The sequence below is a fragment of the Streptomyces sp. NPDC029466 genome, assembly GCF_055574515.1.
Window position 1 is genome coordinate 107,390 of the sequence record NZ_JBVHZH010000013.1, and the last position, 25,718, is coordinate 133,107.

The following is a 25,718-nucleotide window of genomic DNA, read 5'->3' on the forward strand; positions in this document are numbered from 1 at the left end:
ACATGGACAACGAGCTGTATGTCGTCTGGATGGTGCGGAGCTCGGACCGTGCCAGGGCGGCGGCCGAGGAGGCGCTGGGCCACTTCGCCGCGCATGATCTGCTGCACCGGATCGGCCGGTTCAGCGAGGCCGAGAGCACGCTGGCGGAGCTGGCGGCCCGGGTCCGGGCCGCCTTCACCCCGCCCGAGCTGCCGACCGTGTTCACCGAACGGCAGCTGCGTCTGCTGGTCGGCCCGACCACGCAGCCGCTGCTCGCGGAGCTCCTGGGGTGCCCGGAGCCCGAGGTGTTCGCGACCCTCTTCGACGGGCATCAGCTGGCACAGGCGCTGCGGGAGACGGGGCACCACCAGGACGGCATCGATGACGCCGAGTTGCTGCTGCTGGCGCTGCTGGCCCGGCTGCCGAGGCTCGCCGCCCGGCACGGTCTGGAGTCCCGTGACTGGGGCGGCTTCGTCGAGGGCCGGGGCTGGCTGACCCCGTACGCACAGGACCGGCTCACCGAGCTGGCCCGGCGGCGCGGGTGGCCCGCCGAGGCCGCCCCGACCCAGGTGCTGGCGGGGGTGCTCGAAGGCGTCGGCAGGCAGCAGACCGGCGACGAGGCGGCGCAGTTCGACGCGCTGGCGCTGATCGAGCTGCGCCGCCGGATCGGTCTGCTCACCGAGCAGATGCGTGACGACGCGCTGGAGCACGCCGAGACGGCCCGGCTGCTGGCGCCCGATCTCACCAGCGTCAGCCGGCTGCCCGCCTGGCTGGAGCTGTACGAGCGGAACGCCGTGGCCGTGGGGCTGCGGCGGCTGTTCACCGGCTGCGTGACGGTCGGCGAACAGCTCCACGGGCTGTACAGCCAGCCGCCCGGGGAGACGGGCCGGCCGAAGCCGGACGCGCATCTGGAGGTGATCAACGAGGTCCGTTACGGCTTCCTGAAGCGGCGGATGTCGTTCGACATCGCCTGTGAGGTGGAGGTCGACGGGAAAACGCAGACCCCGGTCGTGCTGCGCTGCCGCGGGGTGCTGCCGGAGCAGTACCCGGCCATCCGTGACACCGTCCGTCAGCTGCACGGCGCCGAGCTCGCCGCGCAGGGCGAGAGCGTGGGCGAGCGGCTGCTCAACACCGCGGTGCCGCAACGCCTGGGGCTGCCGGGCCGGTTGCGCACCGCGCTGCGGGACCACGGTGCCGAGGCGGTCCAGTGTGTGGTGCTGACCGGTATCCGCCAGCCGATCGCCGTGCCCGCGCCCTGGCGCGATCATCTCGGGACGGCGCTGCCGTACGCCTCCCCGCCCGGCGGGGACACCGTGTTTCCCGACGTGCCGGAGGTGACGCGGGCGCTGCGGGCGAGCGTGCCGGGGCGGCGGCAGGTCGTCGAGGTGGACTGAGGTATTCCCCGTTTTCGCCAACTATGCTGTGACACCACGGAGTTGTTCACTTCTCTCGCCCCTCCGGGAGGGCCGGTGCCCACGACGAGCAACCCTGCGATCCGCAATCTTCTGACGCTGGACGGCGCGGTGTCACCGGCCGGTCCGGTCAGGTCGGGCGAGGCGTCCCCGGCGGTCGCCGCGGACCGTCCGATCACGCTCGACGACATCACCGTCAAGACCCTGACGGTGTTCGCCGTCCTGGTGGCGAGCGCCTTCCTCACCGTCTTCCTGGAACTCGGATACCTCGCCCTGCCCGCCCTGTTCGCCGGGATGGGCCTGGGGATCTTCCTCGCCCTCCGGCCCCGGCCCAGTGCCGCACTGGCCCTGCTGTTCGCGGCGGTCGAGGGGGTCGTGCTCGGTGAGGCGACGCGGTTCTTCGACGCGCTGCATCCGGGGGCCGGGACCCAGGCCGTCCTCGGCACCGGCTGCGTCTTCGCCGGCATGCTGGCGGCGTACCGCACCCGGAAGGTGCGGATCAGTGCGAAGGTGACGCGCTGGGCGGTCGGGGCGGCGCTCGGGCTGCTGGTGCTGCTCCTGGCGGAGCTGGTCGCATGGTGGGGGTTCGGCGCGGATCTGGGGCTGCGGGACGGCGGTGTCCTGGCGGTCGGGGTGAGTGTGCTGATGGTCGCCGCCGCGTCCTTCTTCCTGCTGCTGGACTTCGAGGCCGCCAACCGCCTGCTGCGGTCCGGCGCCTCCCACCGGTGGGCCTGGTACGTCGCGTTCGGGCTGACGATGACCCTGGTCTGGCTCTACGTGGAGCTGTTGCGGCTGCTGTCGTATCTCCGGTGGTGGTGAGTCACCGCCTCGGCACGTCCCTCCCCGCCGAATATCCGGTGCGGTCGGCCGCCGGGCCTGCGTAGGGTGCGCAGGCCGGTGAAGTGGGAGAAGGGCTGACGGACGGATGCTGATCTTCGATGCGGATGACACGTTGTGGGAGAACAACGTGATCTTCGAGCGGGTCATCGACGAGTTCCTGGAGTGGATGGCCCACCCCGAGCTCGACCGGGCCGGGGTGCGGGCGGTGCTCGACGGGATCGAGGCGGCGAACGCGCTGACGCTCGGATACGGCAGCAAGGTCTTTCTGCACAGCCTCGGGGAGTGTGTGGCGCGGCTGCGCGGACGGGCCGCGACGGCCGAGGAGTCGGCGCGGATCGCCGGGTGGGCGGCGGCCTTCGCCGGGGACCGGGTGGAGCTGATGCCCGGGGTGGCCGAGACCCTGGCCGAGCTGGCCCGGCGGCACGAGTTGCTGCTGCTGACCAAGGGCGACACCGAGGAGCAGCAGCGGAAGGTGACGGCCTCGGGGCTGACCCGGCACTTCCGGGAGGTGCACATCGTGGCGGAGAAGAACGTCGCGACCTACGAGGAGCTGGTGCGGGCCTACGACCTGGTGCCCAGCTCGACGTGGATGATCGGGAACTCCCCGAAGTCGGACATCCTGCCGGCGCGTTCGGCGGGCCTCAACGCGGTGTTCATCCCGCATGACCACACCTGGGTCCTGGAGCACGAGGAGCTCGACCCGGCCGACGAGAAGGTGCTGCGGCTGCCCGCGTTCGGCGAGCTGCTGCACCACTTCTGAGCGGACCGAGGGGAGTTGAGAGGGAGATGACAACGGTGGAACCCAAGGTGTCCTGTGTCTTCGTGTGCCATGACGGTGCCGGGCGGGTGCTGCTGGCGCGGCGCGGCGCCGGGGCCCGGGACGAGCCGGGGACCTGGGACTGCGGCGCGGGGGCGCTGGAGTTCGGGGAGTCCTTCGAGACGGCCGTGGCCCGGGAGGTGCGGGAGGAGTACGGGGTGCGGCCGCTCGGCATCGAGCAGATCGGGGTGCGCAATGTGCTGCGCGGCGATCCGGTCGACTCGCACTGGGTCGCGGTGGTCTTCGCCGTACGGGTGGCCCCGGACGGGGTGACGATCGGCGAACCGCACAAGTTCGACGCGCTCGACTGGTTCGCCCCGGACGCGCTGCCGGAGCCGCTGCATTCGCAATGCGGGGAGACGCTGGGGTTGTTCGCGGCGGGCGCCCGGGGGCTCGGGAGCCGGTGAGGCCGCTCGCGGCGGCGCGGGGCTGTCCGGCGGATCGTCCGGCGGATCGCGGCAGGTCCGCCGGACAGCCCACCTAGGCGGTCAGGGCGCGGACCGTCCGCCGGGCGGCTTCGAGGAGGTGTTCATCGGCGTTCATATCGGCGTCCCCGGAACCGGCGTGCAGCGGGAGCCGGGTGCGTCGGCCGATGAGTGCGCGCAGCGGCGGCAGGGCCGGGCGGGCGTGCTCCCCCATGGCTGCCAGGGTGGCCATGGCCGCGGGACCGAAGAGATCGTCGTCGAGGTACTGCGGGAGGACGGCGAGCAGGTCGGCGGCGGCCGCCGGGCCCTCGTGGCGCCACAGGGCCCGCGATCCGAAGACCTGCATCCCGCCGGGGCGGCTGAGGACGAGGTCCCGCAGCTGACGGGACTGGTCCGGTGTCAGGCCGCCGTGGTCGAGCAGCCAGTCGAAGAGCGCGGAGCGGTCGGACACATACCGCCGCAGCCGGGACGGGGTGCGCAGTGCGGCCTCGACGTAGCGGCGCTCCCCGGTGATCCGGGAGAGGGCGAGCTCCCGGTAGCCGGCCCGCTGCCGGGAGTCGCGGCTGAGCCCTTCGAGCAGCGGCACCACGGCCCCGGCGGCGGGGCCGATCCGGCCGAGCGCGGTGACCAGGCGCAGTTCGTGCCGGCCGGCCCACTCGGCGCCCCGGGCATCGCCCGCGGCGCACTCGGTGCGGAGCGCCTCGATGAGGTCGGGGACGCAGGCCGCCGCCGCGGGGCCGAGGTCCTCGCTCAACGCGGTGGCGGTCGGCACGGCGAGCGGATCGTCGGAGCGGAGCAACCTCCGTATGACGGGGACGAGATGCTCCGGGTCGGCGGTCCCGGAGCGCAGCAGACCGCGGACGGCGGCCACCGCACCGGCCGGCGGTGTCCCCGATGCCAGGCGGGCGTGGACGTACGGGGCGGCGCGCGGGTCGTCGACCGTGGCGAGGGCGTAGGCGAGCTTCCAGGCCATGGCGGAGCGGGGGTTACGGGTGGCGGGCAGCAGGGCCGCCAGGTCGTCGGCGGCCAGGCGGGTGGCGGTGCGGGAGGCGCAGAGCGCGTCCACGGCGAGGTCGCGCAGGGCGGCCGGTGCGGTGCGGAGCAGCCCGGTGAGGTGCGGGGTCAGGGTGGCGGGGGCGGCCCGCCACGACTGGAGGGCCCGCCGGGCGAGGTCCACCCCGACCCGTTGGCCGTAGGGGCCCGCGGTGCCGGTCAGCAGCCGGGCGGCGGTGGTGTAGCAGTGCTGCTCCCGGTCCTGCCGGAACAGGGCGTCACCCCAGCGGAAGCCGAGGGGCCAACTGCCGTCCGCGTCATGGGCGGACAGTGCGCCGACCTCCGCCATCGTCTGGGCGTCCAGGGCGGGCCACTCCTCCTCCGGCGCCGTGCGCAGCTCCTCGATACAGGCGAGCAGGCGGATGTCGGGCAGCGGGTCGGTGCGCAGCGACACGGACGGGCACGGGGTGTGGCGCGTGTGCAGCAGCAGTGCGTCGGCCAGCGCGATACGGGTGGCGGGGTCGGGGTGGCTGTCGAGGGCCGTGCGGGCGCGGTCGGTGCCGCCGGCGCGCACGAGGAGGCGGGCGGCTGCCTGGCGGGCTTCCGGGTCGGGGTCGTGGAGCCGGGCCGCCGCCGCCTCGATCGGGCCCGGCCAGGGCCGGGGACCGCTGAAGGACAGCTCGGTGAGCAGGGTGAGCGCGGTGCGGCGTACGGCGGGGCGCCGGTGGTGGGTGAGTGCGGTCAGCTCTTGGGCGACCGGGCCGTCCGGGTCGGCGCGTACCGCGTCGAAGACGGCACTACGGACGGTGGCGCCGGGGGTGAGGACGGATCCGTCAACGACCGCCGCGGTTACCTCGGCAGGGTGGTCGGGATCGGTGGCTGACGGGGCGGGGACCGGGTCCTGGCCCGGGGTCCGCGCGGTCATCGGGTGGGGCGGTGGCCGCCCTTCCTGTAGGTCATGGGGAGGATCGTGGCCCACGGGAAGGGGGGCGGCAACCGGTTTTCGGGGGCGGGCCGGGCAGTGGGCCCGCCCCCTCCCCTCCTACAGCGGTGCGATGTCGGTCAGTTCACCGCCTTCCGTCGACAGCCAGCGGGTGATGCCGAGGTCGCGGAGGAACGTCAGGTCGTGGCTGACGACCAGGAGCGCGCCCTCGTAGGACTCCAGGGCGGTGACCAGCCGGCGGACCGAGGCGAGGTCGAGGTTGTTGGTCGGCTCGTCGAGCAGCAGCAGCTGCGGGGCCGGTTCGGCCAGCATCAGCGCGGCGAGCGAGGCGCGGAAGCGTTCACCGCCGGAGAGCGTGCCGGCCGGCTGGTCGGCGCGGGCGCCCTTGAACAGGAAGCGGGCGAGCCGGGCCCGGATACGGTTGTTGGTGGCGTCCGGGGCGAAGCGGGCGACGTTCTCGGCGACGGTCAGCGCGGGGTCGAGCACCTCCAGCCGCTGGGGCAGGAAGCGGTAGGGGACATGGGTCTCGGCCGTACCGGACTCCGGCGGGATCAGACCGGCGACGGTGCGCAGCAGCGTGGTCTTGCCGGAGCCGTTGTGGCCGGTCAGCGCGATCCTTTCGGGGCCGCGCACCTCCAGATTCGCGTGTACGCCGTAACGGGCCTGCAGCGCGCGGAGGGTGAGCACGGTGCGGCCCGGCGGCACGGCGGTGTGCGGCAGATCGATACGGATCTCGTCGTCGTCCCGGACCGCTTCGGTGGCCTCGTCGAGCCGGTCCCTGGCCTCCTTGAGGCGTTCGGTGTGCATGATGCGGTGTTTGCCCGCGGATACCTGGGCCTCCCTCTTGCGCTCGTTCATGACGATCTTCGGCTCACGCTTCTGGGCGCTCATCTTGTTGCCGTAGCGGACCCGGCGGGCCAACTTGACGTGGGCGTCGGCCAGTTCGCGCTTCTGGCGCTGGACGTCGGCCTCGGCGACCCGCAGCATCCGCTCGGCCGCCTCCTGTTCGACGGCCAGGGCCCGTTCGTAGGCGCTGAAGTTGCCGCCGTACCAGTGGACCTCGCCGTCGCGGAGGTCGGCGATCCGGTCGACGCGTTCGAGGAGTTCGCGGTCGTGGCTGACCACGACGAGCACGCCGGACCAGCCGGCGACCGCGGTGTACAGCCGCTCCCGGGCCGCCCGGTCGAGGTTGTTGGTGGGCTCGTCGAGCAGCAGGACATCCGGCCGGCGCAGCAGCAGGGCGGCCAGCCGCAGCAGCACGGACTCGCCGCCGGACACCTCGCCGATGGTGCGGTCGAGGTCGATACCGGGCAGCCCGAGCTGGTCGAGGGTGGCGCGGGCGCGCTCCTCGACGTCCCAGTCGTCACCGATGGCGGTGAAGTGCTCCTCGCTCGCGTCGCCGCCCTCGATGGCGTGCAGCGCGGCGCGCGCGGTGGCGATACCGAGTGCCTGGTCGACCCGCAGGGCGGTGTCGAGCGGGGCGTGCTGCGGGAGGTAGCCGACCTCGCCGGCGACCTTGATGCTGCCCGCCGTTGGGGTGAGTTCGCCCGCGATCAGCTTCAACAGGGTGGATTTTCCGGCCCCGTTGAGGCCGATCAGGCCCGTGCGGCCGGGGCCGACGGCCAGCGGGAAGTCCTCCAGGACGGGGCTGCCGTCGGGCCAGGTGAAGCCGAGGCCGGTGCAGACGATGGAGGCGGCGGACGGGGAGGCGGAGGACATGGACATACGGGTCTCCTGGGCGCGGGTGGGGGTGCATGCGGACTGCGCTGGGAGACACCGCGTCGGAACGCCGGTGTGCGCCGGGGTACGCCGTGCGGGTACGCCGAGGTCGCGGACGGGCCGCATGAGGCATGATCCGCCGCTCCGGATACCGGAAGCGCAGGGCGGATCACCGCTCACGGGCGCGGTGTCTCATGACCTCAGACGAGCAACGGCCTTCTCCGATCGGCGGCAACAGGAACGATGTTGACGGTACGGGGAACGCCACCGAAAAGCAAACGCTATTTTCGTTGCGTTTAATTTCCCTTCGGGCGGCGTCCCCGGGCGCTACTCCCCCGCCCCGGCGCGCGGCCGCAGCCGTACCCGTGCCGGACCGGTCGCCTGGAGGGTGATTCCGGCCGAGACCGGCACCTCCTCGTCCACGGCGTCGAGTTCGTACCCGCGCAGCAGCACGGCCAGCGCCAGCACGGACTCCAGCATCGAGAAGTGCTGCCCGATACAGGCGCGCGGTCCGCCACCGAACGGGAACCAGGCGTAGCGGTGCCGCGCCGCCTCGGACTCCGGACCGAAGCGCCGCGGGTCGAAGCGCTCCGGGTCCGGCCACAGCTCCGGGTCGCGGTGCGTGACCCAGGGTGCGACGACCACATCGGCACCGGCCGGGATGCGGAATCCGCCGATCTCGGTGGCCGCCACGGCCCGGCGGCTGACCACCGGCGCCGCCGGATAGAGCCGCATCGACTCCTTGAGCGCCTGCGTCAGATACGGCAGGCGGTCCAGGTCGGCGGCCGTGGGGGTGCGGTCACCCAGGACGCGGTCGAGTTCGTCGCGGACCCGCGTCTGTTCCTCCGGGTGCCGGGCCAGGAGATGGAGGGTGAAGGCGAGGGAGGTCGCGGTGGTCTCGTGCCCGGCCAGCAGGAAGATCAGGACCTGTTCGCGGACCTCGGTCGCGTCCAGCGAACCGTCCTCGTCATTGCCGGCCGCGGCGAGCAGGGACAGCAGATCCTCGCCCGCGCCGTCCCCGTCCCCGGCGGTTTCGCGCGACGCCCGCCGGTCCGCCACGATCCGGTCGCACAGCGCGTTCAGCTCATCGGTGGCGGCCCGCGCCCGCTGGTTGCCGGGGGTGGGCCATTCGCGGGGGATCTTCACGGGGACGTAGGCGCGCCGGACGACATACGCGTTGATGACCGGGGCGCAGCGGTGGATGGCGTCCACCGCCGCCTCCGCGTCCAGACCGAACAGGATCCGGGAGACGGTGCGCAGCGCCAGCCGGTTCATCTCGGGGACCAGGTCGACGGTACCGCCGTCCGCGGTCCGCCAGCGGTCGGCGAGGCCGGCGGCCTCGGTGGTCACCGCCGAGGCATAGCCGTCGACACGGCGCTTGGTGAACAGCGGCTGCACCAGCCGGCGCTGTCTGAGGTAGTCGGCGTCCTGGCTGGTCAGCAGGCCGTTGCCGAAGGCCTGCCGGACCTCCTCGTAAAGCGGGTGGTCCTTACGGAAGTTGGTGGCCTGCGAGGCGAGAATCTGCTGTACGCCCTCGGGCGCGAAGACCGCGTGGAAGACGCTGCGCAGGCCGGGCGGCCCGGCTTCCAGCCGGACCACATCGCCGTGCTCCCGCCGGGCTCGTAAGAACGTGCTGAGCGAGTCGCGCCGGAGGTCGAGCATCGAGCCGAGCACGGGAAGTCCGGCCGGGCCGGGTATCGCGCGCTCCGGGGCGGAACCGGGCTGAGGGGGAGGGGATTCGGTCAGGGGCATGCCGGATGTCTATCCCGGTGAGCCCGGTGTCTATCCCGGAGGGCCGGGCCGGTTTCCCTCCCGTGGGCCGGGTTTTCCTCCTGGTGGGCCGGATTTCTCCCCCGGTGGGCCGGGTGCCGCTCCCTATGAGCCGGGTTCCGCTCCCGGCGTCGGGCGCCGTCAACGGCCCACGTAGCATGAATCGGTGAGCAACAAGCCTGCCGGACGGACCGCCACCGCAGCCCCGTGCCGGGTCACCGTATGCCGCGGCTGCTGCTGTGGCGACGCGGCCAAGATCCCGGGCGTCGACCACGCCGGACAAATACCCCGTCTGCGCGCGGCGCTCGACGGCGCGGCGCCGGTACGCGCCTCGGAGTGCCTGGACGTCTGCGACCAGGCGAATGTGGTCGTGGTCCAGCCGTCGGCCGCGGGGCGGAAGGCGGGCGGGCGGCCCGTGTGGCTGGGGCTGGTCAACGACGACGAGGCGCTCGCGGACATCGCGGCGTGGATCCGCGCGGGAGGACCGGGGCTGGCCGAGCCGCCCGGCGTGCTGGACCTGTACGCCTTCACGGTCTCGCGACGGGTGCGCGAGGCGCTGGAGAACTGACGCGAGGCGCCGGCGAAGTGCGGGGCCGGGCGCACCGGCGGTACGCCCCCGGACCGCCTCTCCCGGTACCCCGACCCGGTACTGATTACCGGAGCCTTACGGAACCCGTCCGCGGCGCGCGCGACGGGCGCTCACCGGGGTTTTCTGAGGGCATGAAGATCTCACTGACCCGCCGCACCGTCATCCCGGCCCTGCTGGTCCTCACCCTGGTCGCGGCGTTCGCGCTCTATCTCTTCCAGCCGTGGCGGGCGTTCACGACGACCACCGTGAACGAGTCACTGCCCTCGGCCGGGCCCGCCGCCTCGGCCCCCGCCGCCAAGACGGGCACCGGCGACCAGGAGCTGGCCCGCGGCCGCTTCGTCTCCCACGAGCACGACACCAGCGGCACGGCCCGCACCCTGGGGCTCGCCGACGGCTCGCGGGTGCTGCGGCTGGAGGACCTCAAGACCTCCGAGGGCCCGGACGTACGCGTCTATCTGTCGACCCGCAGCGCCGCCGAGGCCGAGAAGGGGCTCGGGAACGGGGCCGTGGAGCTGGGCAGGCTCAAGGGCAACCAGGGCAATCAGAACTACGCCGTCGCTTCCGGTACCGACCTGTCCCGGTTCCACAGCGCCGTGGTGTGGTGCAAGCGGTTCTCGGCCTCCTTCGGTGCCGCGGACCTCGATGCGATGGCACGCTGATCCCGTGCACCGAACCACGCCCCACCCGCCGCCCCCGTCCACGGCGCCCCGCCGCGTCCTGGTCGTCGAGGACGATCCGACCGTCGCCGAGGTCGTCACCGGCTATCTGTCCCGGGCCGGATACGCCACCGACCACGCCGCCGACGGCTTCGCCGCCCTGGACCGCGCCGCGTCCTTCCGCCCGCATCTGATCGTGCTGGACCTGATGCTGCCGGGACTGGACGGTCTGGAGGTGTGCCGCAGGCTGCGCCGCCACGAGGAGGGGCCTTCGGTGCCGGTGGTGATGCTCACCGCGCGCGGCGAGGAGGCGGACCGTATCGCCGGACTGGAGATGGGCGCCGACGACTATGTCACCAAGCCCTTCAGCCCGCGTGAGCTGGTGCTGCGCATCGGGTCCGTACTGCGCAGGGCCGAGGCCCCGCCGCCGGCCGCCGCCCCGGCGCAGATCCTGCGGGCCGGCGACCTGGGCGCGGACCCGGGCGGCCGGCGCGCGATCCGGGCGGGCCGTGAACTGACCCTGACGGCACGGGAGTTCGATCTGCTGCTGCACTTCATGCGGCACCCCGGGCGGGTCTTCTCCCGGGAGGAGCTGCTGCACCGGGTCTGGGGCTGGGAGTTCGGCGATCTGTCGACGGTGACCGTGCACGTACGGCGGCTGCGGGAGAAGATCGAGGCGGATCCGGCGGCGCCACGGCTGGTGACGACGGTCTGGGGCGCCGGTTACCGCTTCGACCCCGTGGCGGACGAGCCGGGGCCGGAGGACGGACCGCTGCCGGGAGGGGGACCGCGCCCATGACGGACTTCCTGGTCATCGTGGCGCTGGCGGCGCTCGGCGCGGCGCTGGCGGGGCTGCTCGCCGCGCCCGCGGTACGGGTGTTGCGGCGGCGCTCGGTCGCACTGTCGCTGTTCGCGGTGGCGGCGCTGGCGGTGGCCGCGATGGCGGCGGGGACGGTGGCGGTCGCCCAGGCGATGTTTCTGTCCGGGCACGACCTGGGTGTGGTGATGGCCGTGGTGGCCGTCTCCGGGGTGGTGTCGCTGGCGGCGGCGCTGCTCTTCGGGCGGCGGATCGCGGCGGGCAGCCGGGAGCTGGCGCGCTCGGCCCGTACGGTCGGCAGCGAGGGCGGCTTCGTGGCGCCCGCCGAACCACCCACGGCCGAACTGGCCGCGCTGTCAAGGGCGTTGGAGGAGACCAGCGGGCGGCTCGCCGAGGCGCGGGAGCGGGAACGGGCGCTGGATGCCTCCCGGCGCGAGCTGATCGCCGGGATCTCGCACGATCTGCGCACTCCGCTCGCCGGGCTGCGGGCGATGGCCGAGGCGCTGGAGGACGGGGTCGCCGAGGACACCGCGCGCTACCACGCACGGATGCGGATCGAGGTGGACCGGCTGGCCGCGATGGTCGACGACCTCTTCGAACTGTCCCGTATCCAGGCCGGGGCGCTGGCCCTGACGCTGTCGCGGGTGTCGGTGTACGACCTGGTGGACGAGGCCCTCGCCGGGGCCGGGCCGCTGGCGCGGGCGAGCGGGGTGCGGCTGGTGGACGGCGGGGTGGTACCGCTGCCGGTGCGGGTGGACGCCCAGCAGATCACCCGGGTCCTGGGCAATCTGCTGGTCAACGCGATCCGCGCCACGCCCGCCGACGGCACCGTCGCGGTCAGCGCCCGGCACGCGGAGGGCCGGGTGGTGCTCGCGGTCGAGGACGGCTGTGGCGGCATCCCGCCGGAGGATCTGCCGCGGGTCTTCGACACCGGCTGGCGCGGCAGTACGGCCCGCACCCCGCGGGCGGACGGCAAGGGCGGCGCCGGGCTGGGCCTGGCCATCGTCCGCGGCATCGTGGCGGCCCATGAGGGCCGGGCGACGGTACGGAACACCGGGGCGGGCTGCCGCTTCGAGGTCGAACTGCCGGCGGCGGAGGCACCGGCGGAGCCGCCCGCGGCATGAGCGTACGGGCGCCCGGCGTCGCTTCAGCGGCATGAGCGTACGGGCGCCCCGGCGTCGCCTCAGGGGTGCGTCGGCGCCCCGTCCCGCTCCGCCGCCCCGGGGCCGGGCCCGCCGGGCTCCTGCGCCGCCGGGCGCACCGGGAGGTCGCGGACCGTCCGGACCGGTGAGAAGAGCAGGATCAGGGCAGCCAGTGGCACCCCGGCGGTCATGATCCACATCGCGGTGCGGACGCCCAGGGCGGAGCCGAGCGCGCCGCCGAGCAGCGCCCCCAGCGGCAGGGTGCCGTAGCTGAGGAACGCGCTGCCGGCGACCAGCCGGCCGAGCAGCGGCGGCGGACAGTAGCTCTGCTGGAAGCTCACCTTGAGGATGTTGCCGGCCACCACGCCCGCGCTGACGCCGAAACCGCCCGCCACGTAGAGCAGCGCCCCGGCGCCCGGGGAGGTGAGCGGGATGAGCAACGCCGCGCTGGGGACGCCGAGTTCCCACAGCAGCATGGCGCGGGCGGTGCCGAGCCGGCCGGCGGTGCGGCGCACCACGAACGCCCCCGCGATACCGCCCGTACTCGCCAGCGCCAGCAGCCCGCCGACCGCGCCGGGCGGGAGCCCGACCTCGCGGACCAGGAAGACCGCCGTGAGGGACTGATACCCCATCAGCGCGAGGTTGGAGGCGGCGCCGAAGAGCGTGAGCGTACGGAACCACGGGTCACCGGCGACCAGCCGCAGCCCCTCGGCGACCTCCCCGGTCAGCGACCGCGGCGCGCCCTCCCGGCCCGCCGGGCGGGGTTCGCGGTACCGGATGCCGAGCAGGCACAGCAGCGCGACGAGGAAGGTGGCGGCATGGGCGAACAACCCGTTGACGGCGCCCGCCAGTTGGGCGATGAGGCCGCCCGCCCCCTGCCCGGCGATCTGGGCCGCGGAGGCGCTGCCGTGCAGCTTGGCGTTGCCCTCGGCCTGGTCGGCCGGGGCGAGCAGGGTGGGGAGGTAGGCGCTGTAGGCGGTCTGGAACAGCACCGCCGAGCCGCCGGCCAGCAGGGCCACGGCGATCAGCGGACCGAGCGTGAGCCCGCCGGTCCGGGCCAGGACCGGTACGGCGGCGAAGAGCACCATCGAGCTCCCCGCGGCGGCCAGCATCAGCGGGCGGCGGCGCAGCCGGTCCACCCACACCCCGACCGGGAGGCCGATCAGCAGCCAGGGCAGCCAGCCGCAGGCGCCGATCAGTGCGACCTCGAAGGTGGTGGCGTGCAGGGTGGCGACGGCCACCAGCGGCATCGACACCGCACTGACCGCAGCGCCGAATTTGCCCGCCGTCTCCCCGCACCACAGCAGCCGGAAGTCACGGTGGCGGCGCAGCAGTCCGCTCATCGCTCGTCCCGCTCCTTACGGGGGAAGGACTGGAGCTGGACGATCACGGGCCGGGCCTCCCCGGCCTCCGGAACCGCCCCGTCCCGCGCCGCCCCGCCGCCGGCCGCCGCCTCCCGGTGCCGGACGACCACGGCCTCCAACTCCGCGTTCAGAGCCGCCAGTTGCTCGGAAGTCAGGCGCAGGTCCTGCCAGCGGGAGAGGGTCCCGGCGTCGCGCCACTCCGGGCCCCAGTCCTCGGCGAGGTAGGTGGTGACCTGACCGAAGTCCCGGTGGACGGTTTCGTGCAGATAGACCGACAGGGCGCCGCGGCTGTCGGGGTCGTCGCGGAAGTCGTTGGTGTCGAGGCGGCGGGCCACCCGTACCGCCCGCCACCAGCGCTCGCGACGGGTGCCACGGCCGGTCTCCTCCTCGATGAAGCCGTGGTCGGCGAGGTGGCGCAGATGCCAGCTGACCGTGCCGGTGTTCTCGCCGAGACGGCGGCCGAGTCCGGTGGCGGTGTCCGGGCCGTCGAGGGCCAGCAGATCCAGGATGCGCATCCGCAGAGGATGCGCCAGACCGCGCAGACTGCGGGCGTCCATCCGGCGGACGGGAGGGGTGGTGGACGGCGGCTGCGGCCGGTTCGGCTCAGGGGCGTCACTCATGAGCCGACAGCCTAGAGTTGCAGAGACTCCTCTGCACAGGGTTCTCTGCAAAGAGTTCTCTGCACGGTGGTCTCTGCAACTTGCCGCGTTCTACCGCGGGTTGTCCTCGTGCTCCCACAACGGATGCTCGCGCCGGGCCCATTGCGCATCGACCGACCCGGTGCGCAGCCCGCGGCGGGACTCGGGGTCGCCGAAGGCCTTCCCGACGTGTCCGGCGATCACCAGGACCACGGCGAGCGCGAGCCAGTCATGGACGAAGGTGGCGCCGGTGCGCCAGACCAGGGGGGCGAGGTGCGTGAACCACATCAGCAGGCCGGTGCCGAGCATCACGAGGACCGCGCCGGCGATCCAGGCGGCGTAGAGCTTCTGGCCGGCGTTGAACTTTCCGGCCGGCCGGCCGCCCCGGCGGCGGAGTGCGGCGCGCACCCACTGGCGGTCGTGCGGACCGTAGCGGTTGAGGCGGGTGAGGTCGGCGCGCAGCGCACGGGAGCCGAGGCCCAGCAGCAGGGGGACGGGCAGCAGGATGCCGGACCACTCGTGGACGGTCACCATCAGGGCGCGGCGCCCGACGAGTTCGGCCAGGAAGGGGAGGTAGAGACAGCCCGCGGTGAGGACGCAGAGGGCCATCAGGGTGGCGGTGGCCCGGTGCACCCGGTGTTCCGCGGGGGTGAAGCGGGGGACGCGGGGGCGCTCGGCGGCCGGCTCCGAGGGGTCGTCAGGTCGTGGGGGCATCGTCGCGTCCGTTCGACCGGCCGACCCAGGCGTCGACGTCATATCCACGGTCCTCCCAGTATCCGGGCTCGACCCGGTCGGTGACGGTGATCCCGGAGAGCCACTTCGCCGACTTGTAGAAGTACATGGGCGCGACATAGAGGCGTACCGGACCGCCGTGCGCATGGGCGAGCGGTTCGTCCCGCATCCGCAGGGCGACCAGGACGTCGTCACGGCGGGCCTGTTCGAGGGTGAGCGACTCGCTGTAGGCGCCGTCGAAGCAGGTGAAGCGGACGGCCCTGGCCTCGGGGCGGACCCCGGCGGCGTCGAGCAGGGCCGAGAGGCGCACCCCTTCGAAGGGGGTGCCGGGCACCCGCCAGCCGGTGACGCACTGGACATCGCGCACGAGCCGGGTCTGCGGCATCCGGCGCAGGTCGGCGAGGCGGTAGCCGGCACGGTGGCGCACCAGGCCGTCGACCGTCAGCCGGTAGCTGTGCGCGTCCTTCTCCGGTACGGAGCCGGTCACCGAGTAGTAGCGGAAGCCGCCGCCGCCCGGGAGCAGACCGGTCAGCCCGGTGGGGTCCTTTTGCGCGGCGCCGCCGAGGGCGCTGTCGTAGGCACGCTGGAGGAAGGGGGCGGTGACCACTCCGGCGGCGCCGGCCGCGAGCATGCCGAGCACCACCCGGCGGCCCACCGGGGTGCCCTGCCCGTCCCTGCCGCCGCCCGCCGGACGGCCCGGCTTGTCGTCCCTGGTCATGCTCCGATTCGAACACCGGGCGGGCGCCGGGGCCAGCCTCCGGGCCCCGGCGTCAGACTTTCGTCATCGGCGCCCCCGGGGGCACGGCACGGTGATGTCCCCGGCCCGGCGCAGGGCGATGTCCCGGGCGGCCCGGAACGCGGCGTCGGCGTCGTGGCCCGCGTACGACCACGGGGCCCGGGTGGGGTGCGGGCCGATGCGCTGGAAGAGGGCGGCGGCCTCGGCCATCCACCCCTCGTGGAAGGTGGCATGGGCCAGGAAGTTGAGATCGACCTTGCCGCGGGGATGGTCCTCGCCGCCCCATTCCAGCCACCAGTCGAAGGCGTCCCGCAGGATCTGGTGGGCGCGCCGGGTGGACCAGTGCCCCCGGTCCGGGCGGGGCGCCGGGCCGGCGGCGGCCAGGACGCGGTAGCGCTCGGCGTGGGCCACGAGGGGCAGGAGGGCGAGCGGCGAGTCGGCGGGGGCGCGGGCAGCGGCGCGGGCGGCGAAGGCATGGGCCGGGTGCCGGGGGTCCTCGCGGGCGCCGGGATGCTCCTCGGCCAGGGCGGCCGTCATCAGGTGATGCGCGTGATGGTGGTCGCGGTGCCGGGCGCGGATCTGCTGAAAGGCATGGGACCGGGCCTCCGGGGTGCCGGTGCGGCGGGCGAGGATGAGCGCGCCGAGCCAGGGCGTGGGGTCCTCGGGCAGCATCCGGGCGGCGGTGGCACAGGCGTCGGCGGCGGCCTCGGCGCTGCTCTCGCCGTGCAGCGCGAGCCGGACGGTGGCGAGGGCCTGGAGGGTGGCGGCGTCACCGCTGTCCGGTTCGGCGAGCCGCCAGTCGCCGGCCCAGGCGGCGCTGCCGGGTGAGGTGGCCAGGACAGTTAATCGGTGGCCGCGCAGCTCCCAGTCCTCGCCGGTCTCGGCGAGCAGGCTGCGCACCCGGGCCCACTGGCCGAGCGCCAAGGCGTCGGCCGCGAGGGACAGTTGGGCGTCGTCCAGGGCCGGGGCGAGCGCCGGGCCGCCCGGGCAGCGGGCGGGTGCGAGCTGCGGCGGTGGGGATGGGGAAAGGGAAATCACGGGTCAGGGGCTCCATGACGCGCCGCACCGGCCCCGAACAACCCCCTGAGTCGTCCTCAGTGGGGAGGGACCGGATCCGTACGCGCCTCTACAGAGGGTGATGGCTTGGTCCGCACCAGTCATCACGCAAAGCAAAGCGCTACGCAGAGCTCCGCGTCAAGGCGCGAATGGGAATGGCTGGATCCGCCAACCCCCTTTCCGTATCACGGTATTGAGCGGACGGCCAACGGAAGGCGGACGGACCGCGCACCGCGTCCGGCGCCACCGCCCGTCTCCGCGTCCCCGTGCCCCGTCTCCCCGTCCCCGTCCCCCGTCCCCACGTCCCCGTCCTCGCGTCCCCGCTCCCGCCTCCCGTCCCTGGTCAGGCCACCGCCCGCGCCGCCGCCCGCCCCGCCGTACGCCCGGAGAAGAGGCAGCCGCCGAGGAAGGTGCCCTCCAGCGAGCGGTAGCCGTGCACCCCGCCGCCACCGAACCCGGCCGCCTCGCCCGCCGCGTACACACCGGGCAGGGGTGCGCCGCCGTCGGCCAGCACCCGCGAGGAGAGGTCGGTCTCCAGGCCGCCGAGCGTCTTGCGGGTGAGGATGTTCAGCCGTACGGCGATCAGCGGGCCCGCCTTGGGGTCGAGCAGCCGGTGCGGGGCGGCGGTGCGGATCAGCCGGTCGCCGAGGTACTTCCGGGCCCCTCGTATCGCCGTCACCTGGAGGTCCTTGGTGAATGAGTGGGCGATCTCGCGGTCCCGCGCCACGATCTCGCCGCGCAGTGCGTCCTCCGCGATCAGCGGCTCCCCGGTCAGCTCGTTCATCCGCCGCACCAGGTCCGTCAGCGACCGCTCGACGATGAAGTCCGCACCGTGGTCCATGAAGGCCCGTACCGGGCCCGGCGCACCGGCCCTGGCCCGGCCCAGCACGTCCCGGATGCTCTTTCCGGTCAGATCCGGGTTCTGCTCGGAGCCGGAGAGGGTGAACTCCTTCTCGATGATCTTCTGGGTGAGCACGAACCAGGTGTGATCATGGCCGGACCGCATGATGTGCGCCAGCGTCCCGAGGGTGTCGAAGCCGGGGAACAGCGGCACCGGCAGCCGTTTGCCGCGGGCGTCCAGCCACAGCGGGGACGGGCCGGACAGGATCCGGATGCCGTGCAGTGGCCAGATGGGGTTCCAGTTGTCGATGCCTTCGGTGTAGTGCCACATCCGGTCACGGTTGATGATCCGGCCGCCGGCCGCCTCGGCGATGCCCAGCATCTTGCCGTCGACATGCGCCGGGACCCCGGACAGCATCCGCTTCGGGGGCCTGCCGAGCCGCTTCGGCCAGGCGGCACGCACCAGCTCGTGATTGCCGCCGATACCGCCCGAGGTGACGATCACGGCCTGCGCCCGCAGCTCGAAGGCACCGGCCACCTCGCGGCTGCTGGGCCGGCCGCGCTCGACGTCCGACGGCTCCAGGATCTCGCCGCTGACGGTGTCCACGCTCCCCGCGCTGTGCGACAGCCCGGTCACCCGGTGGCGGAAGCGCAGCTCCACCAGGCCACGGGCCACCCCGGCCCGTACCCGGCGCTCGAACGGGGCGACCAGACCGGGCCCGGTACCCCAGGTGATGTGGAAGCGGGGGACGGAGTTGCCGTGCCCGGTCGCGTCATAGCCGCCGCGCTCGGCCCAGCCGACGACGGGGAACAGCCGTACACCCTGCCGGTGCAGCCAGGAGCGTTTCTCCCCGGCCGCGAAGTCGACATAGGCCTCGGCCCATTTGCGCGGCCAGTGATCCTCGGGCCGGTCGAAGCCGGCCGTGCCCAGCCAGTCCTGCCAGGCCAGCGCATGGCTGTCACGGATCCGCAGCCGGCGCTGCTCGGGCGAGTCGACCAGGAAGAGACCGCCGAAGGACCAGTGGGCCTGTCCGCCGAGCGACTGCTCGGGCTCCTGGTCGAGCAGGATCACCTTGCGTCCCGCGTCCACCAGCTCCGCGGTGGCCGCCAGGCCCGCGAGCCCCGCTCCGATCACGATCACATCAGCGTCGTACGCCATCTCTGCTCTCCTCAACGGGGCACGCCGGGCGCCCCGGCCGCAACGGTGGAACGATCCTCAGCGCACCCGACTGCCGCGTCAACCATGGAGTTACCGGGTGGTACACCGGGGCACGCGGGAGAATGGGGGGTGACGAGGGCCACCCCACGCCCGACGCCGGATGACTATCCTCAGGCGCATCCCCCCACCCCGCGCGATACGAGGTGCGACGTGACGGTGATATTGCTCGCCCTTGGCGCGGCCTGCTGCCTGGGACTCGGTTTCGTGTTTCAGCAGGCCGCGGCGCAACACGCCCCGATGAAGGACTTCCTCTCCTTCCGTCTGCTGCTGGACCTGGTGCGGATGCCGCTGTGGGTGGCCGGTATCGGTCTGATGGTGGCCGGGATGGCGCTCGGCGCGGTGGCGCTGGGGATGGGCGACATCACCCTCGTGGAGCCCCTGCTCGCGACCAATCTGCTGTTCGCGATGGCGCTGTCCCGACGGCTGACCCGGCAGCGGCTCGGCCGGACCGGCTGGGCCGGGCTGTGGCTGCTCGCCGGCGGGGTCACGGCCTTCATCGTGGCCGGGCAGCCCCAGGGCGGGCGCAGCAACGCCGACCCGATGTGGCAGTGGCTGATCATGGGCATGGTGCTGGGCGCCGCCCTGCTGCTGGCGGCGGTCGCCAAGCGGGAGCGGGTGCATGTGAGCCTGGAGGCCGCGCTCCTGGGCATCGCCGCGGGACTGCTCTACGGACTCCAGGACGCACTGACCCGGATCAGCGGTGAGCGCTTCGGGGCCGACGGCTGGTCGGGGCTGCTCACCAGTTGGCAGCCGTACGCCATCGTCGTGCTCGGGGTGCTGGCGCTGCTGTTCGTGCAGAGCGCCTTCGAGTCGGCGCCGCTGCGGCTGTCGCTGCCGGCGCTGACCGCCGCCCAGCCGCTGGCCGGAATTCTCTGCGGGGTGGGGTTCCTCGGCGACCAGCTGCGGGTGACGCCCGGGGCGCTGGCCACGGAGGTCATCGGGATCATGGCCGTCGTCGCGGGCATCGTGCTGATCGGCACCCATCCGGCGATGCCGCCGGGCGCCGGGCAGCGGGAGAACGCCCGGGAGCTCCAGCCGCACTGACGCGCCCCTCCGCGCCGCGGGCGGCCCCGGGCCCTCGCCTCGCGCCTCCCGCCGCCACTCCCCCGTCCGGCCCTGGGTGACTCCCTCGTACGGGCCTTCCTCGCGTCCCGCTCCCCCGGACGGGAATCGCCCTTCGTGCCCCGCCCCGGCGGGTGTGGCCCCCTCCCCTGGTGATTGCATGGCTCCATGACCGATCAGCAACCGCTCAACGCGGACGAGATCCTCGACGTCGTCGACGAGAACGATCAGGTCGTGGGGCAGGCCCCCCGCGGTGAGACCTACGCCCGCCGGATGCGCACCCGCTCCGCCTTCGTCCTGGTCCGGGACGCCCAGGACCGGATCTTCGTGCACCGCCGCACTCCGCAGAAGCTGGTCTTCCCTGCGCACTACGACATGTTCGTGGGCGGGGTGGTCGGCGCCGGCGAGACCTACGACCAGGCAGCGCTGCGGGAGGCCGAGGAGGAGCTGGGCGTGCGGGGGCTGGCGCAGCCCGAGCCGCTGTTCAAGTTCCTCTACGAGACGGCCGAGCACACCTGGTGGTCCGCGGTCTACCAGGTGCGGTGCACCCTGCCGGTGGCCCCGCAGGAGTCGGAGATCGACTGGTCCGCGTTCCTGACCGAGGAGGAGCTGAGCCGGCGGCTCGACGAGTGGCCGTGGACGCCGGACGGGATGGCCGCGTACCGGCAGGTGCTCGCCCGGCGGGAGGCGGGGGAGATCTGATGCCGCCGGTGTACGGGACGGGCCGCGGGCCGGGGTTTCGGCCATGATCCGCACCGACGGGCTGCGGTCGCTCCGCGCGGCCGTACGGCTGTGGGTCTCGCCCGCGCGGGTCCACGAGGAGGGGACGACCCCCGACTACCGCTTCTCGCTCGCCAATGAGCGCACCTTTCTCGCCTGGCTGCGGACCGGTCTGGCGCTGGTCGGCGGCGGGTTCGCGGTGGACCAGTTCCTGCCCCGGCTGCACGAGGGGCTGCGGCTGATCTTCACCGTCGTCCTGCTGGTGGGCGGTGCGCTGTGTGCGCTGCGGGCGGTCAACCACTGGGTGCGCTGTGAGCGCGCGATGCGGCGCGGTGAGGACCTTCCGGTCACCCGCTTCCCCAGTGCGCTGGCGCTGGGCGTCGGCCTCCTGGCGGTGGCGATGGTCGTGCTGGTGCTGCTGGGCCGGACCGACTAGCCGATGGCGGGCGGACAGCCGCCGGGCGCGGGATCGCCGCGCCCGGCTCCCGACCGGGACCCCGGACTCCAGCCCGAGCGGACCCGGCTCGCGTGGCGGCGCACCACGCTGTCGGCCACCGCGATGGCCGTACTGGCCGGCCGCCAGCTGCTGCGGAGCGATGCCCCGGGAGCGGTCGAGGTGATGCTGGCGGTGCTGATGGGGCTGCTGTGGGCGGCCTTCGTGGCCCTGTCCCACCGCCGGATGCGGGCGATGGCCACCGGCCGCCCGCCGGGCCTGCCCCCGCGGACCGCGCTGCTGCTGGTCGGCTGCACCCTGGCGCTGGCGCTGTGCGGCGCGGTGATCCTGGTGCGGCCGGGGCACTGACGCGGGGTACGGCGGGCCCGCCGGCCGGGGCGGCGGTACCGTGACACGACCTCGCGCGCACCGAGCGGGCCCCGGCCCGTCAGCATGGCGTGACGGGTCATCGGACGAAGGGCACACCCGCATGGACGACGCGACGGCACGGCGCACGGCGGCACAGAACCCGGCAGCACCGCCCGCGGCACCTCCCACCGGCCCCGGCACGACCGGACCGGACACCACGGAGCCGCCCGGCGCCGGGACCCCGGCGGGCCCGCCGCCCGCCACCGAGCCCCCCGTCCCCGAGCCCTATCTCACCGAACTGGCCGCCGGGGTCCATGCGTTCATCCAGCCGGACGGCGGCTGGTGCCTGAACAACGCGGGCTTCGTCACCGACGGGGACGCCACGCTGGTCGTGGACACCGCCGCCACCGAGCGCCGGGCGCGCCTGCTGCGCCGGCGGATCGCCGAGAGCGGCGCCCCGGCTCCCCGCACCGTGGTCAACACCCACCACCACGGCGACCACACCTACGGCAACGGCGTCTTCGCCCCCGAGGCGACGATCGTCGGCCATGCCTCCTGCCGCCGCGAACTGCTGGCCGCCGGACATCAACTGCACGCCGTCTGGCCGGAGGTGGCGTACGGCGACATCCGCCTGACCCCACCCGAGGTCACCTACACCGACGAGCTGACCCTGCACGTCGGCGACACCGAGGTGCGGCTGATCCACCCGGGCGTCGCGCACACCACCGGCGACACGATCGTCTGGCTGCCCCGGGAGCGCATCGTCTTCGCCGGCGATCTGGTCTTCCACGGCGGCACCCCGTTCCTCTTCATGGGGTCGCTGGCCGGCTCGCTGCGCGCCCTGCGGACACTGCGGGCCCTGGACGCGGTGACCGTCGTCCCCGGGCACGGTCCGGTGACCGGCCCCGAGGTCTACGACGGGATCGAGCGCTATCTGCGGTTCGTCGGCCGGCTCGCGGAGGAGGGCCGGGCGGCCGGGCGCACCCCGCTGGAGACCACCCAGGAGGCGGATCTCGGCCCGTTTGCCGAGCTGGCCGAGAGCGAGCGGCTGGTGGCGAATCTGCACCGGGCCTACGCGGAACTGGACGGCGCCGCACCGGGCGTCCCGCTCGACCCGATCGCCGGATTCGCCGATATGGCGGTGCTGAACGGCGGGGTCCCGGTGGCCTGTCACGCCTGAGCCGGGCCCGCGGTCCGCGGGAGACCCCGGGCCCGTGCTCATGAGGGGCAGCGGACGGACGGGGCGGCAAATACGGCGGAAAAACCTCGCGTGACGGACGCCCCACGCTCCGGCACTGGACTCCATACCGACTAGTCGGCATGATCGTGCCAGCGACCGATGGACCGTCCACTCCGTACGGAGGAGCACGATGAGCAAGGGCACCCCTCCCCCGCAGGACCGGGACCGGGAGGACCCTCCCGGCCTCGACCTGACACGATTGCGTGCGCATCTGGACCGGGAACGGCCGGGGCTGGCCGGCGGCCCGCTGCGTGCGCAGCTGATCGAGGGCGGACGGTCCAACCTCACCTACCGCGTCACCGACGGCGCCGGCTCCTGGGTCGTCCGCCGGCCGCCGCTCGGCCATGTGCTGGCCACCGCGCACGACATGCAGCGCGAGCACCGGGTGATCAGCGCGCTGCACCGGACGCCGGTGCCGGTGCCCGAGACGCTGCTGCTGTGCACGGACGAGGCGGTCATCGGGGCGCCCTTCTATGTCATGGAGCTGGTCGAGGGGACCCCGTACCGCACCGCCGCGCAGCTCGCCCCGCTCGGCCCGGAGCGCACCCGCGCCGTGGTCCTGTCCCTGGTCGACACGCTCGTGGAGCTGCACGCGGTGGACCCGGAGGCGGTCGGACTCGGCGACTTCGGCCGCCCCGACGGCTTCCTGGAGCGCCAACTGCGGCGCTGGGGAAAGCAGTTGACCGCGTCGAAGAACCGCGAACTGCCGGGCATCGACGAGCTGCACGAGGCACTGGGCCGGGCCCTGCCCGCCTCGCCCGCCCCGACGGTCGTGCACGGCGACTACCGCCTCGACAACGTGCTGATGGGTGCCGATGACACCCTCAAGGCCGTACTGGACTGGGAGATGTCCACGCTCGGCGACCCGCTGACCGACCTCGGCCTGCTGGTGATGTACAGCTCGGACCTGGGCCTGCCGGAGTCGCCGGTGAGCACCACCAGCGGCGCTCCGGGGCATCCGTCCCCGGCCGAGCTGATCGAGCGCTATGCCGCCCGGTCCGGGCGGGACACCTCCGCGATCGCCTGGTACACGGCGTTCGCCTGGTTCAAGCTCGCCGTGATCCTCGAAGGCATCCACTACCGCTTCACGCTCGGCCAGACCGTCGGCGCCGGGTTCGACCGGATCGGCGAGCTCGTCCCCGTCTTCATCGACCGCGGACTCACCACCCTCAAGGAAGGCTGAGGCACCATGGACTTCGCATTCGACGCCCGGACGGAGGAGCTCCGCGAGAAGCTCCTGACCTTCATGGACGAGCATGTCCACCCGGCCGAGCAGACCGCCCATGAGCAGCGGGCCGCGCTGGCCTCCCCGTGGGAGACCCCGGCGATCGTCGACGAGCTCAAGGCCGAGGCCCGCAAGCAGGGACTATGGAATCTCTTCCTCCCCGACGAGGCGTACGGCGCCGGGCTGACCAACCTCCAGTACGCGCCGCTGGCCGAAATCACCGGCCGCAGCCCGCAGTTGGCGCCCACCGCGCTGAACTGCGCGGCGCCGGACACCGGCAACATGGAGGTGCTGGCGCAGTTCGGCTCCGAGGCGCAGAAGAAGCAGTGGCTGGAGCCGCTGCTGGCGGGCGAGATCCGGTCGGCGTTCGCGATGACCGAACCGGAGGTGGCCTCGTCGGACGCCACCAACATCGAGACCAGGATCGACCGTGATGGCGACGACTACGTCATCAACGGCCGCAAGTGGTACATCTCCGGGGCGATGAACCCGCGGTGCCAGATCTTCATCGTGATGGGCAAGACCGACCCGGACGGCCCGGACATCCGCCGCCAGCAGTCGATGATCCTGGTCCCGCGCGACACCCCGGGCCTGGAGGTCAAGCGTGCCATGCAGGTCTACGGCTTCGAGGACCACTGGCACGGCGGCCATGCCGAGGTGGTCTTCCATGACGTACGGGTGCCGGCCGGCAACCTGATCGGCGAGGAGGGCGGCGGCTTCGGTATCGCCCAGGCCCGGCTCGGCCCCGGCCGGATCCACCACTGCATGCGGCTGATCGGGATGGCCGAGCGCGCCATCGAGCTGATGTGCCGCCGCGCGGTGAGTCGTACGGCCTTCGGCAAGCCGCTGGCCCAGCAGGGCGTGGTCCAGGAGTGGATCGCGGACGCCCGGGTGGCGGTGGAGCAGCTGCGGCTGCTGGTGCTGAAGACCGCCTGGCTGATGGACACCGTGGGCAACAAGGGCGCGCACACCGAGATCCAGGCCATCAAGATCGCCACCCCGCGCACGGTCGTGGACATCCTCGACAAGGCGGTGCAGCTGCACGGCGCGGGCGGTGTCAGCCAGGACTTCCCGCTGGCCGAGCTGTGGGCCGGGGCCCGTACGCTCCAGCTGGCGGACGGTCCGGACGAGGTGCACCAACGGTCGCTGGCGCGCCGGGAGTTGAAGCGCTACCTGTAGCGCGGGGCCGGCGGAAGGATCCCGGGCGGTGCCCGTCCGGCCGCCGTCGGCGGAGCCGAGCGCCGGCACCCGGATCGGGGGTGCCGGCGCTCGGTGCCGTCCGGGCGATGCCGTGATGCCTGTCCGGCATCGCCCGGGGGAACGTCTATGGGTGGGTGGGGGCGCGGCGTCAGGCCGGCTGAGCGGGGGCGCCGACCGGTGCCAGGTGGTGCACCCGGGCCGGTGGCAGGTTGCCCAGCACCAGTTCCGTACGGAAGGTGTGCCGCTCCAATATCCGGCGCAGGGTGTTCTGCCCGTCGAGGACGTGTTCGCGCCCCGCCCGTCCGGTGAAGGTGCGGCGCATGCGCGCCCCTCCGACATAGCCGAAGAAGGACAGGGTGCCGCCGGGCCGCAGGGCACCCAGCAGCCGGTCGAAGATGTCCGCGGTCGTCGGGGCGTCGAAGTTCGCGAACGGCAGACCGCAGACGATGGTGTCGTAGCTGCCCAGGTCATGGTCCTGCACCAGGCCGGTACGGAACTGGAGCCGCGGGTCGCTGCCGTAGGCACCCCGCAGCAGGTCGACGAAGCGCGGGTTGGCCTCGACCAGGTCGAGGGTGTCGTGCCGGCCGAGCGAGCCGGCGATATGGCGGGTCACCGCCCCGGTGCCGGGCCCCACCTCAAGGACCGCGCGGGCACTGCCGGGGCTGGGGATCACATAGCGGGTGAGGGCCCTGCCGAGCCGGGGGCCGCTGGGAGCGATCGCCCCCACCTCCCGGCTCGTCCGTGCGTACTCCCGGAGAAAAAGTGTCACTTCAGGCAAAGGG

The 25,718-nt window shown here is 73.5% G+C and carries 25 protein-coding genes; 15 read left to right on the top strand and 10 right to left on the bottom strand.

What is annotated here, in order from left to right; all coding sequences use genetic code 11:
• The first annotated feature begins 2 nt into the window (after positions 1–2).
• From ACZ4XD_RS13255 to ACZ4XD_RS13270, 4 genes are all read left to right on the top strand, one after another.
• Complete coding sequence (locus ACZ4XD_RS13255; RefSeq protein WP_468041432.1) at positions 3–1,373, top strand: hypothetical protein; 1,371 nt, start codon at positions 3–5, stop codon at positions 1,371–1,373.
• 75 nt (positions 1,374–1,448) lie between these two features.
• Entirely contained in the window at positions 1,449–2,210 is a 762-nt protein-coding gene (locus ACZ4XD_RS13260; RefSeq protein ID WP_468041433.1) for a Bax inhibitor-1/YccA family protein, read from the top strand.
• A gap of 106 nt (positions 2,211–2,316) precedes the next feature.
• Entirely contained in the window at positions 2,317–2,991 is a 675-nt protein-coding gene (locus ACZ4XD_RS13265; protein ID WP_468041434.1) for an HAD family hydrolase, read from the top strand.
• A 26-nt stretch (positions 2,992–3,017) separates the two neighbouring features.
• Positions 3,018–3,455, top strand: a complete 438-nt coding sequence (locus ACZ4XD_RS13270) for an NUDIX hydrolase (protein WP_468041435.1) — start codon at positions 3,018–3,020, stop codon at positions 3,453–3,455.
• 73 nt (positions 3,456–3,528) lie between these two features.
• On the opposite strand, the gene ACZ4XD_RS13275 is transcribed toward ACZ4XD_RS13270, so the two are convergent.
• From ACZ4XD_RS13275 to ACZ4XD_RS13285, 3 genes are all read right to left on the bottom strand, one after another.
• Positions 3,529–5,391, bottom strand: coding sequence for a hypothetical protein (locus tag ACZ4XD_RS13275; protein ID WP_468041436.1), 1,863 nt, complete (start codon positions 5,389–5,391; stop codon positions 3,529–3,531).
• 117 nt (positions 5,392–5,508) lie between these two features.
• A complete protein-coding gene (locus ACZ4XD_RS13280) occupies positions 5,509–7,134 on the bottom strand; it encodes an ABC-F family ATP-binding cassette domain-containing protein (protein WP_468041437.1) in 1,626 nt (541 codons plus the stop codon).
• Between the two features lie 321 nt (positions 7,135–7,455).
• Positions 7,456–8,880 carry a cytochrome P450 gene (locus tag ACZ4XD_RS13285; protein ID WP_468041438.1) on the bottom strand — a complete coding sequence of 475 codons (1,425 nt, stop codon included), beginning with the start codon at positions 8,878–8,880 and terminating at the stop codon, positions 7,456–7,458.
• Between the two features lie 184 nt (positions 8,881–9,064).
• Between ACZ4XD_RS13285 and ACZ4XD_RS13290 the strand changes: the two genes are divergently transcribed.
• The 4 genes from ACZ4XD_RS13290 to ACZ4XD_RS13305 all read left to right on the top strand — a co-directional run bounded on the left by ACZ4XD_RS13290 (position 9,065) and on the right by ACZ4XD_RS13305 (position 12,084).
• A complete protein-coding gene (locus ACZ4XD_RS13290; RefSeq protein ID WP_468041439.1) occupies positions 9,065–9,466 on the top strand; it encodes a (2Fe-2S) ferredoxin domain-containing protein in 402 nt (133 codons plus the stop codon).
• 152 nt (positions 9,467–9,618) lie between these two features.
• Positions 9,619–10,146, top strand: coding sequence for a DM13 domain-containing protein (locus ACZ4XD_RS13295; protein WP_468041440.1), 528 nt, complete (start codon positions 9,619–9,621; stop codon positions 10,144–10,146).
• Positions 10,130–10,942, top strand: a complete 813-nt coding sequence (locus tag ACZ4XD_RS13300) for a response regulator transcription factor (RefSeq protein WP_468041441.1) — start codon at positions 10,130–10,132, stop codon at positions 10,940–10,942. Before ACZ4XD_RS13295 ends, ACZ4XD_RS13300 begins: the two co-directional genes overlap by 17 nt.
• The gene (locus tag ACZ4XD_RS13305) at positions 10,939–12,084 is read left to right on the top strand and encodes a sensor histidine kinase (protein WP_468041442.1); all 1,146 of its coding nucleotides are present in this window, start codon (positions 10,939–10,941) and stop codon (positions 12,082–12,084) included. Before ACZ4XD_RS13300 ends, ACZ4XD_RS13305 begins: the two co-directional genes overlap by 4 nt.
• 59 nt (positions 12,085–12,143) lie before the next feature.
• Here ACZ4XD_RS13305 and ACZ4XD_RS13310 read toward each other — a convergent pair whose 3' ends face one another.
• The 6 genes from ACZ4XD_RS13310 to ACZ4XD_RS13335 form a co-directional block, all read right to left on the bottom strand.
• Positions 12,144–13,445, bottom strand: a complete 1,302-nt coding sequence (locus tag ACZ4XD_RS13310) for an MFS transporter (RefSeq protein ID WP_468041443.1) — start codon at positions 13,443–13,445, stop codon at positions 12,144–12,146.
• A complete protein-coding gene (locus ACZ4XD_RS13315; RefSeq protein WP_468041493.1) occupies positions 13,442–14,023 on the bottom strand; it encodes a helix-turn-helix domain-containing protein in 582 nt (193 codons plus the stop codon). Before ACZ4XD_RS13315 ends, ACZ4XD_RS13310 begins: the two co-directional genes overlap by 4 nt.
• 153 nt (positions 14,024–14,176) lie before the next feature.
• Positions 14,177–14,818: a cytochrome b/b6 domain-containing protein gene (locus tag ACZ4XD_RS13320; RefSeq protein WP_468041444.1), complete on the bottom strand. Its 642-nt coding sequence runs from the start codon at positions 14,816–14,818 to the stop codon at positions 14,177–14,179.
• The gene (locus tag ACZ4XD_RS13325) at positions 14,802–15,554 is read right to left on the bottom strand and encodes a molybdopterin-dependent oxidoreductase (protein WP_468041445.1); all 753 of its coding nucleotides are present in this window, start codon (positions 15,552–15,554) and stop codon (positions 14,802–14,804) included. Before ACZ4XD_RS13325 ends, ACZ4XD_RS13320 begins: the two co-directional genes overlap by 17 nt.
• 63 nt (positions 15,555–15,617) lie before the next feature.
• Positions 15,618–16,610 carry a hypothetical protein gene (locus ACZ4XD_RS13330; RefSeq protein ID WP_468041446.1) on the bottom strand — a complete coding sequence of 331 codons (993 nt, stop codon included), beginning with the start codon at positions 16,608–16,610 and terminating at the stop codon, positions 15,618–15,620.
• Positions 16,611–16,971: 361 nt separating this feature from the next.
• Positions 16,972–18,627, bottom strand: coding sequence for an FAD-binding dehydrogenase (locus ACZ4XD_RS13335; protein WP_468041447.1), 1,656 nt, complete (start codon positions 18,625–18,627; stop codon positions 16,972–16,974).
• Positions 18,628–18,837: 210 nt separating this feature from the next.
• Between ACZ4XD_RS13335 and ACZ4XD_RS13340 the strand changes: the two genes are divergently transcribed.
• The 7 genes from ACZ4XD_RS13340 to ACZ4XD_RS13370 all read left to right on the top strand — a co-directional run bounded on the left by ACZ4XD_RS13340 (position 18,838) and on the right by ACZ4XD_RS13370 (position 24,915).
• Positions 18,838–19,731: a DMT family transporter gene (locus ACZ4XD_RS13340; RefSeq protein WP_468041448.1), complete on the top strand. Its 894-nt coding sequence runs from the start codon at positions 18,838–18,840 to the stop codon at positions 19,729–19,731.
• Between the two features lie 186 nt (positions 19,732–19,917).
• The gene (locus ACZ4XD_RS13345; RefSeq protein WP_468041449.1) at positions 19,918–20,451 is read left to right on the top strand and encodes an NUDIX hydrolase; all 534 of its coding nucleotides are present in this window, start codon (positions 19,918–19,920) and stop codon (positions 20,449–20,451) included.
• A 43-nt stretch (positions 20,452–20,494) separates the two neighbouring features.
• Positions 20,495–20,905 carry a YidH family protein gene (locus ACZ4XD_RS13350; protein WP_468041450.1) on the top strand — a complete coding sequence of 137 codons (411 nt, stop codon included), beginning with the start codon at positions 20,495–20,497 and terminating at the stop codon, positions 20,903–20,905.
• Positions 20,906–20,908: 3 nt separating this feature from the next.
• On the top strand, positions 20,909–21,271 hold the full coding sequence (locus ACZ4XD_RS13355) for a DUF202 domain-containing protein (protein WP_468041451.1): 363 nt from the start codon (positions 20,909–20,911) through the stop codon (positions 21,269–21,271).
• 121 nt (positions 21,272–21,392) lie between these two features.
• Complete coding sequence (locus ACZ4XD_RS13360; protein WP_468041452.1) at positions 21,393–22,451, top strand: MBL fold metallo-hydrolase; 1,059 nt, start codon at positions 21,393–21,395, stop codon at positions 22,449–22,451.
• A 190-nt stretch (positions 22,452–22,641) separates the two neighbouring features.
• Positions 22,642–23,694, top strand: coding sequence for a phosphotransferase family protein (locus tag ACZ4XD_RS13365; protein WP_468041453.1), 1,053 nt, complete (start codon positions 22,642–22,644; stop codon positions 23,692–23,694).
• Between the two features lie 6 nt (positions 23,695–23,700).
• Positions 23,701–24,915 (top strand): acyl-CoA dehydrogenase family protein, encoded by a 1,215-nt coding sequence (locus ACZ4XD_RS13370; RefSeq protein WP_468041454.1) that lies wholly within the window; start codon positions 23,701–23,703, stop codon positions 24,913–24,915.
• 169 nt (positions 24,916–25,084) lie between these two features.
• Here the strand turns inward: ACZ4XD_RS13370 and ACZ4XD_RS13375 are convergent, their stop codons facing one another.
• Positions 25,085–25,705, bottom strand: a complete 621-nt coding sequence (locus ACZ4XD_RS13375; protein ID WP_468041455.1) for a class I SAM-dependent methyltransferase — start codon at positions 25,703–25,705, stop codon at positions 25,085–25,087.
• Positions 25,706–25,718: the final 13 nt, after the last annotated feature.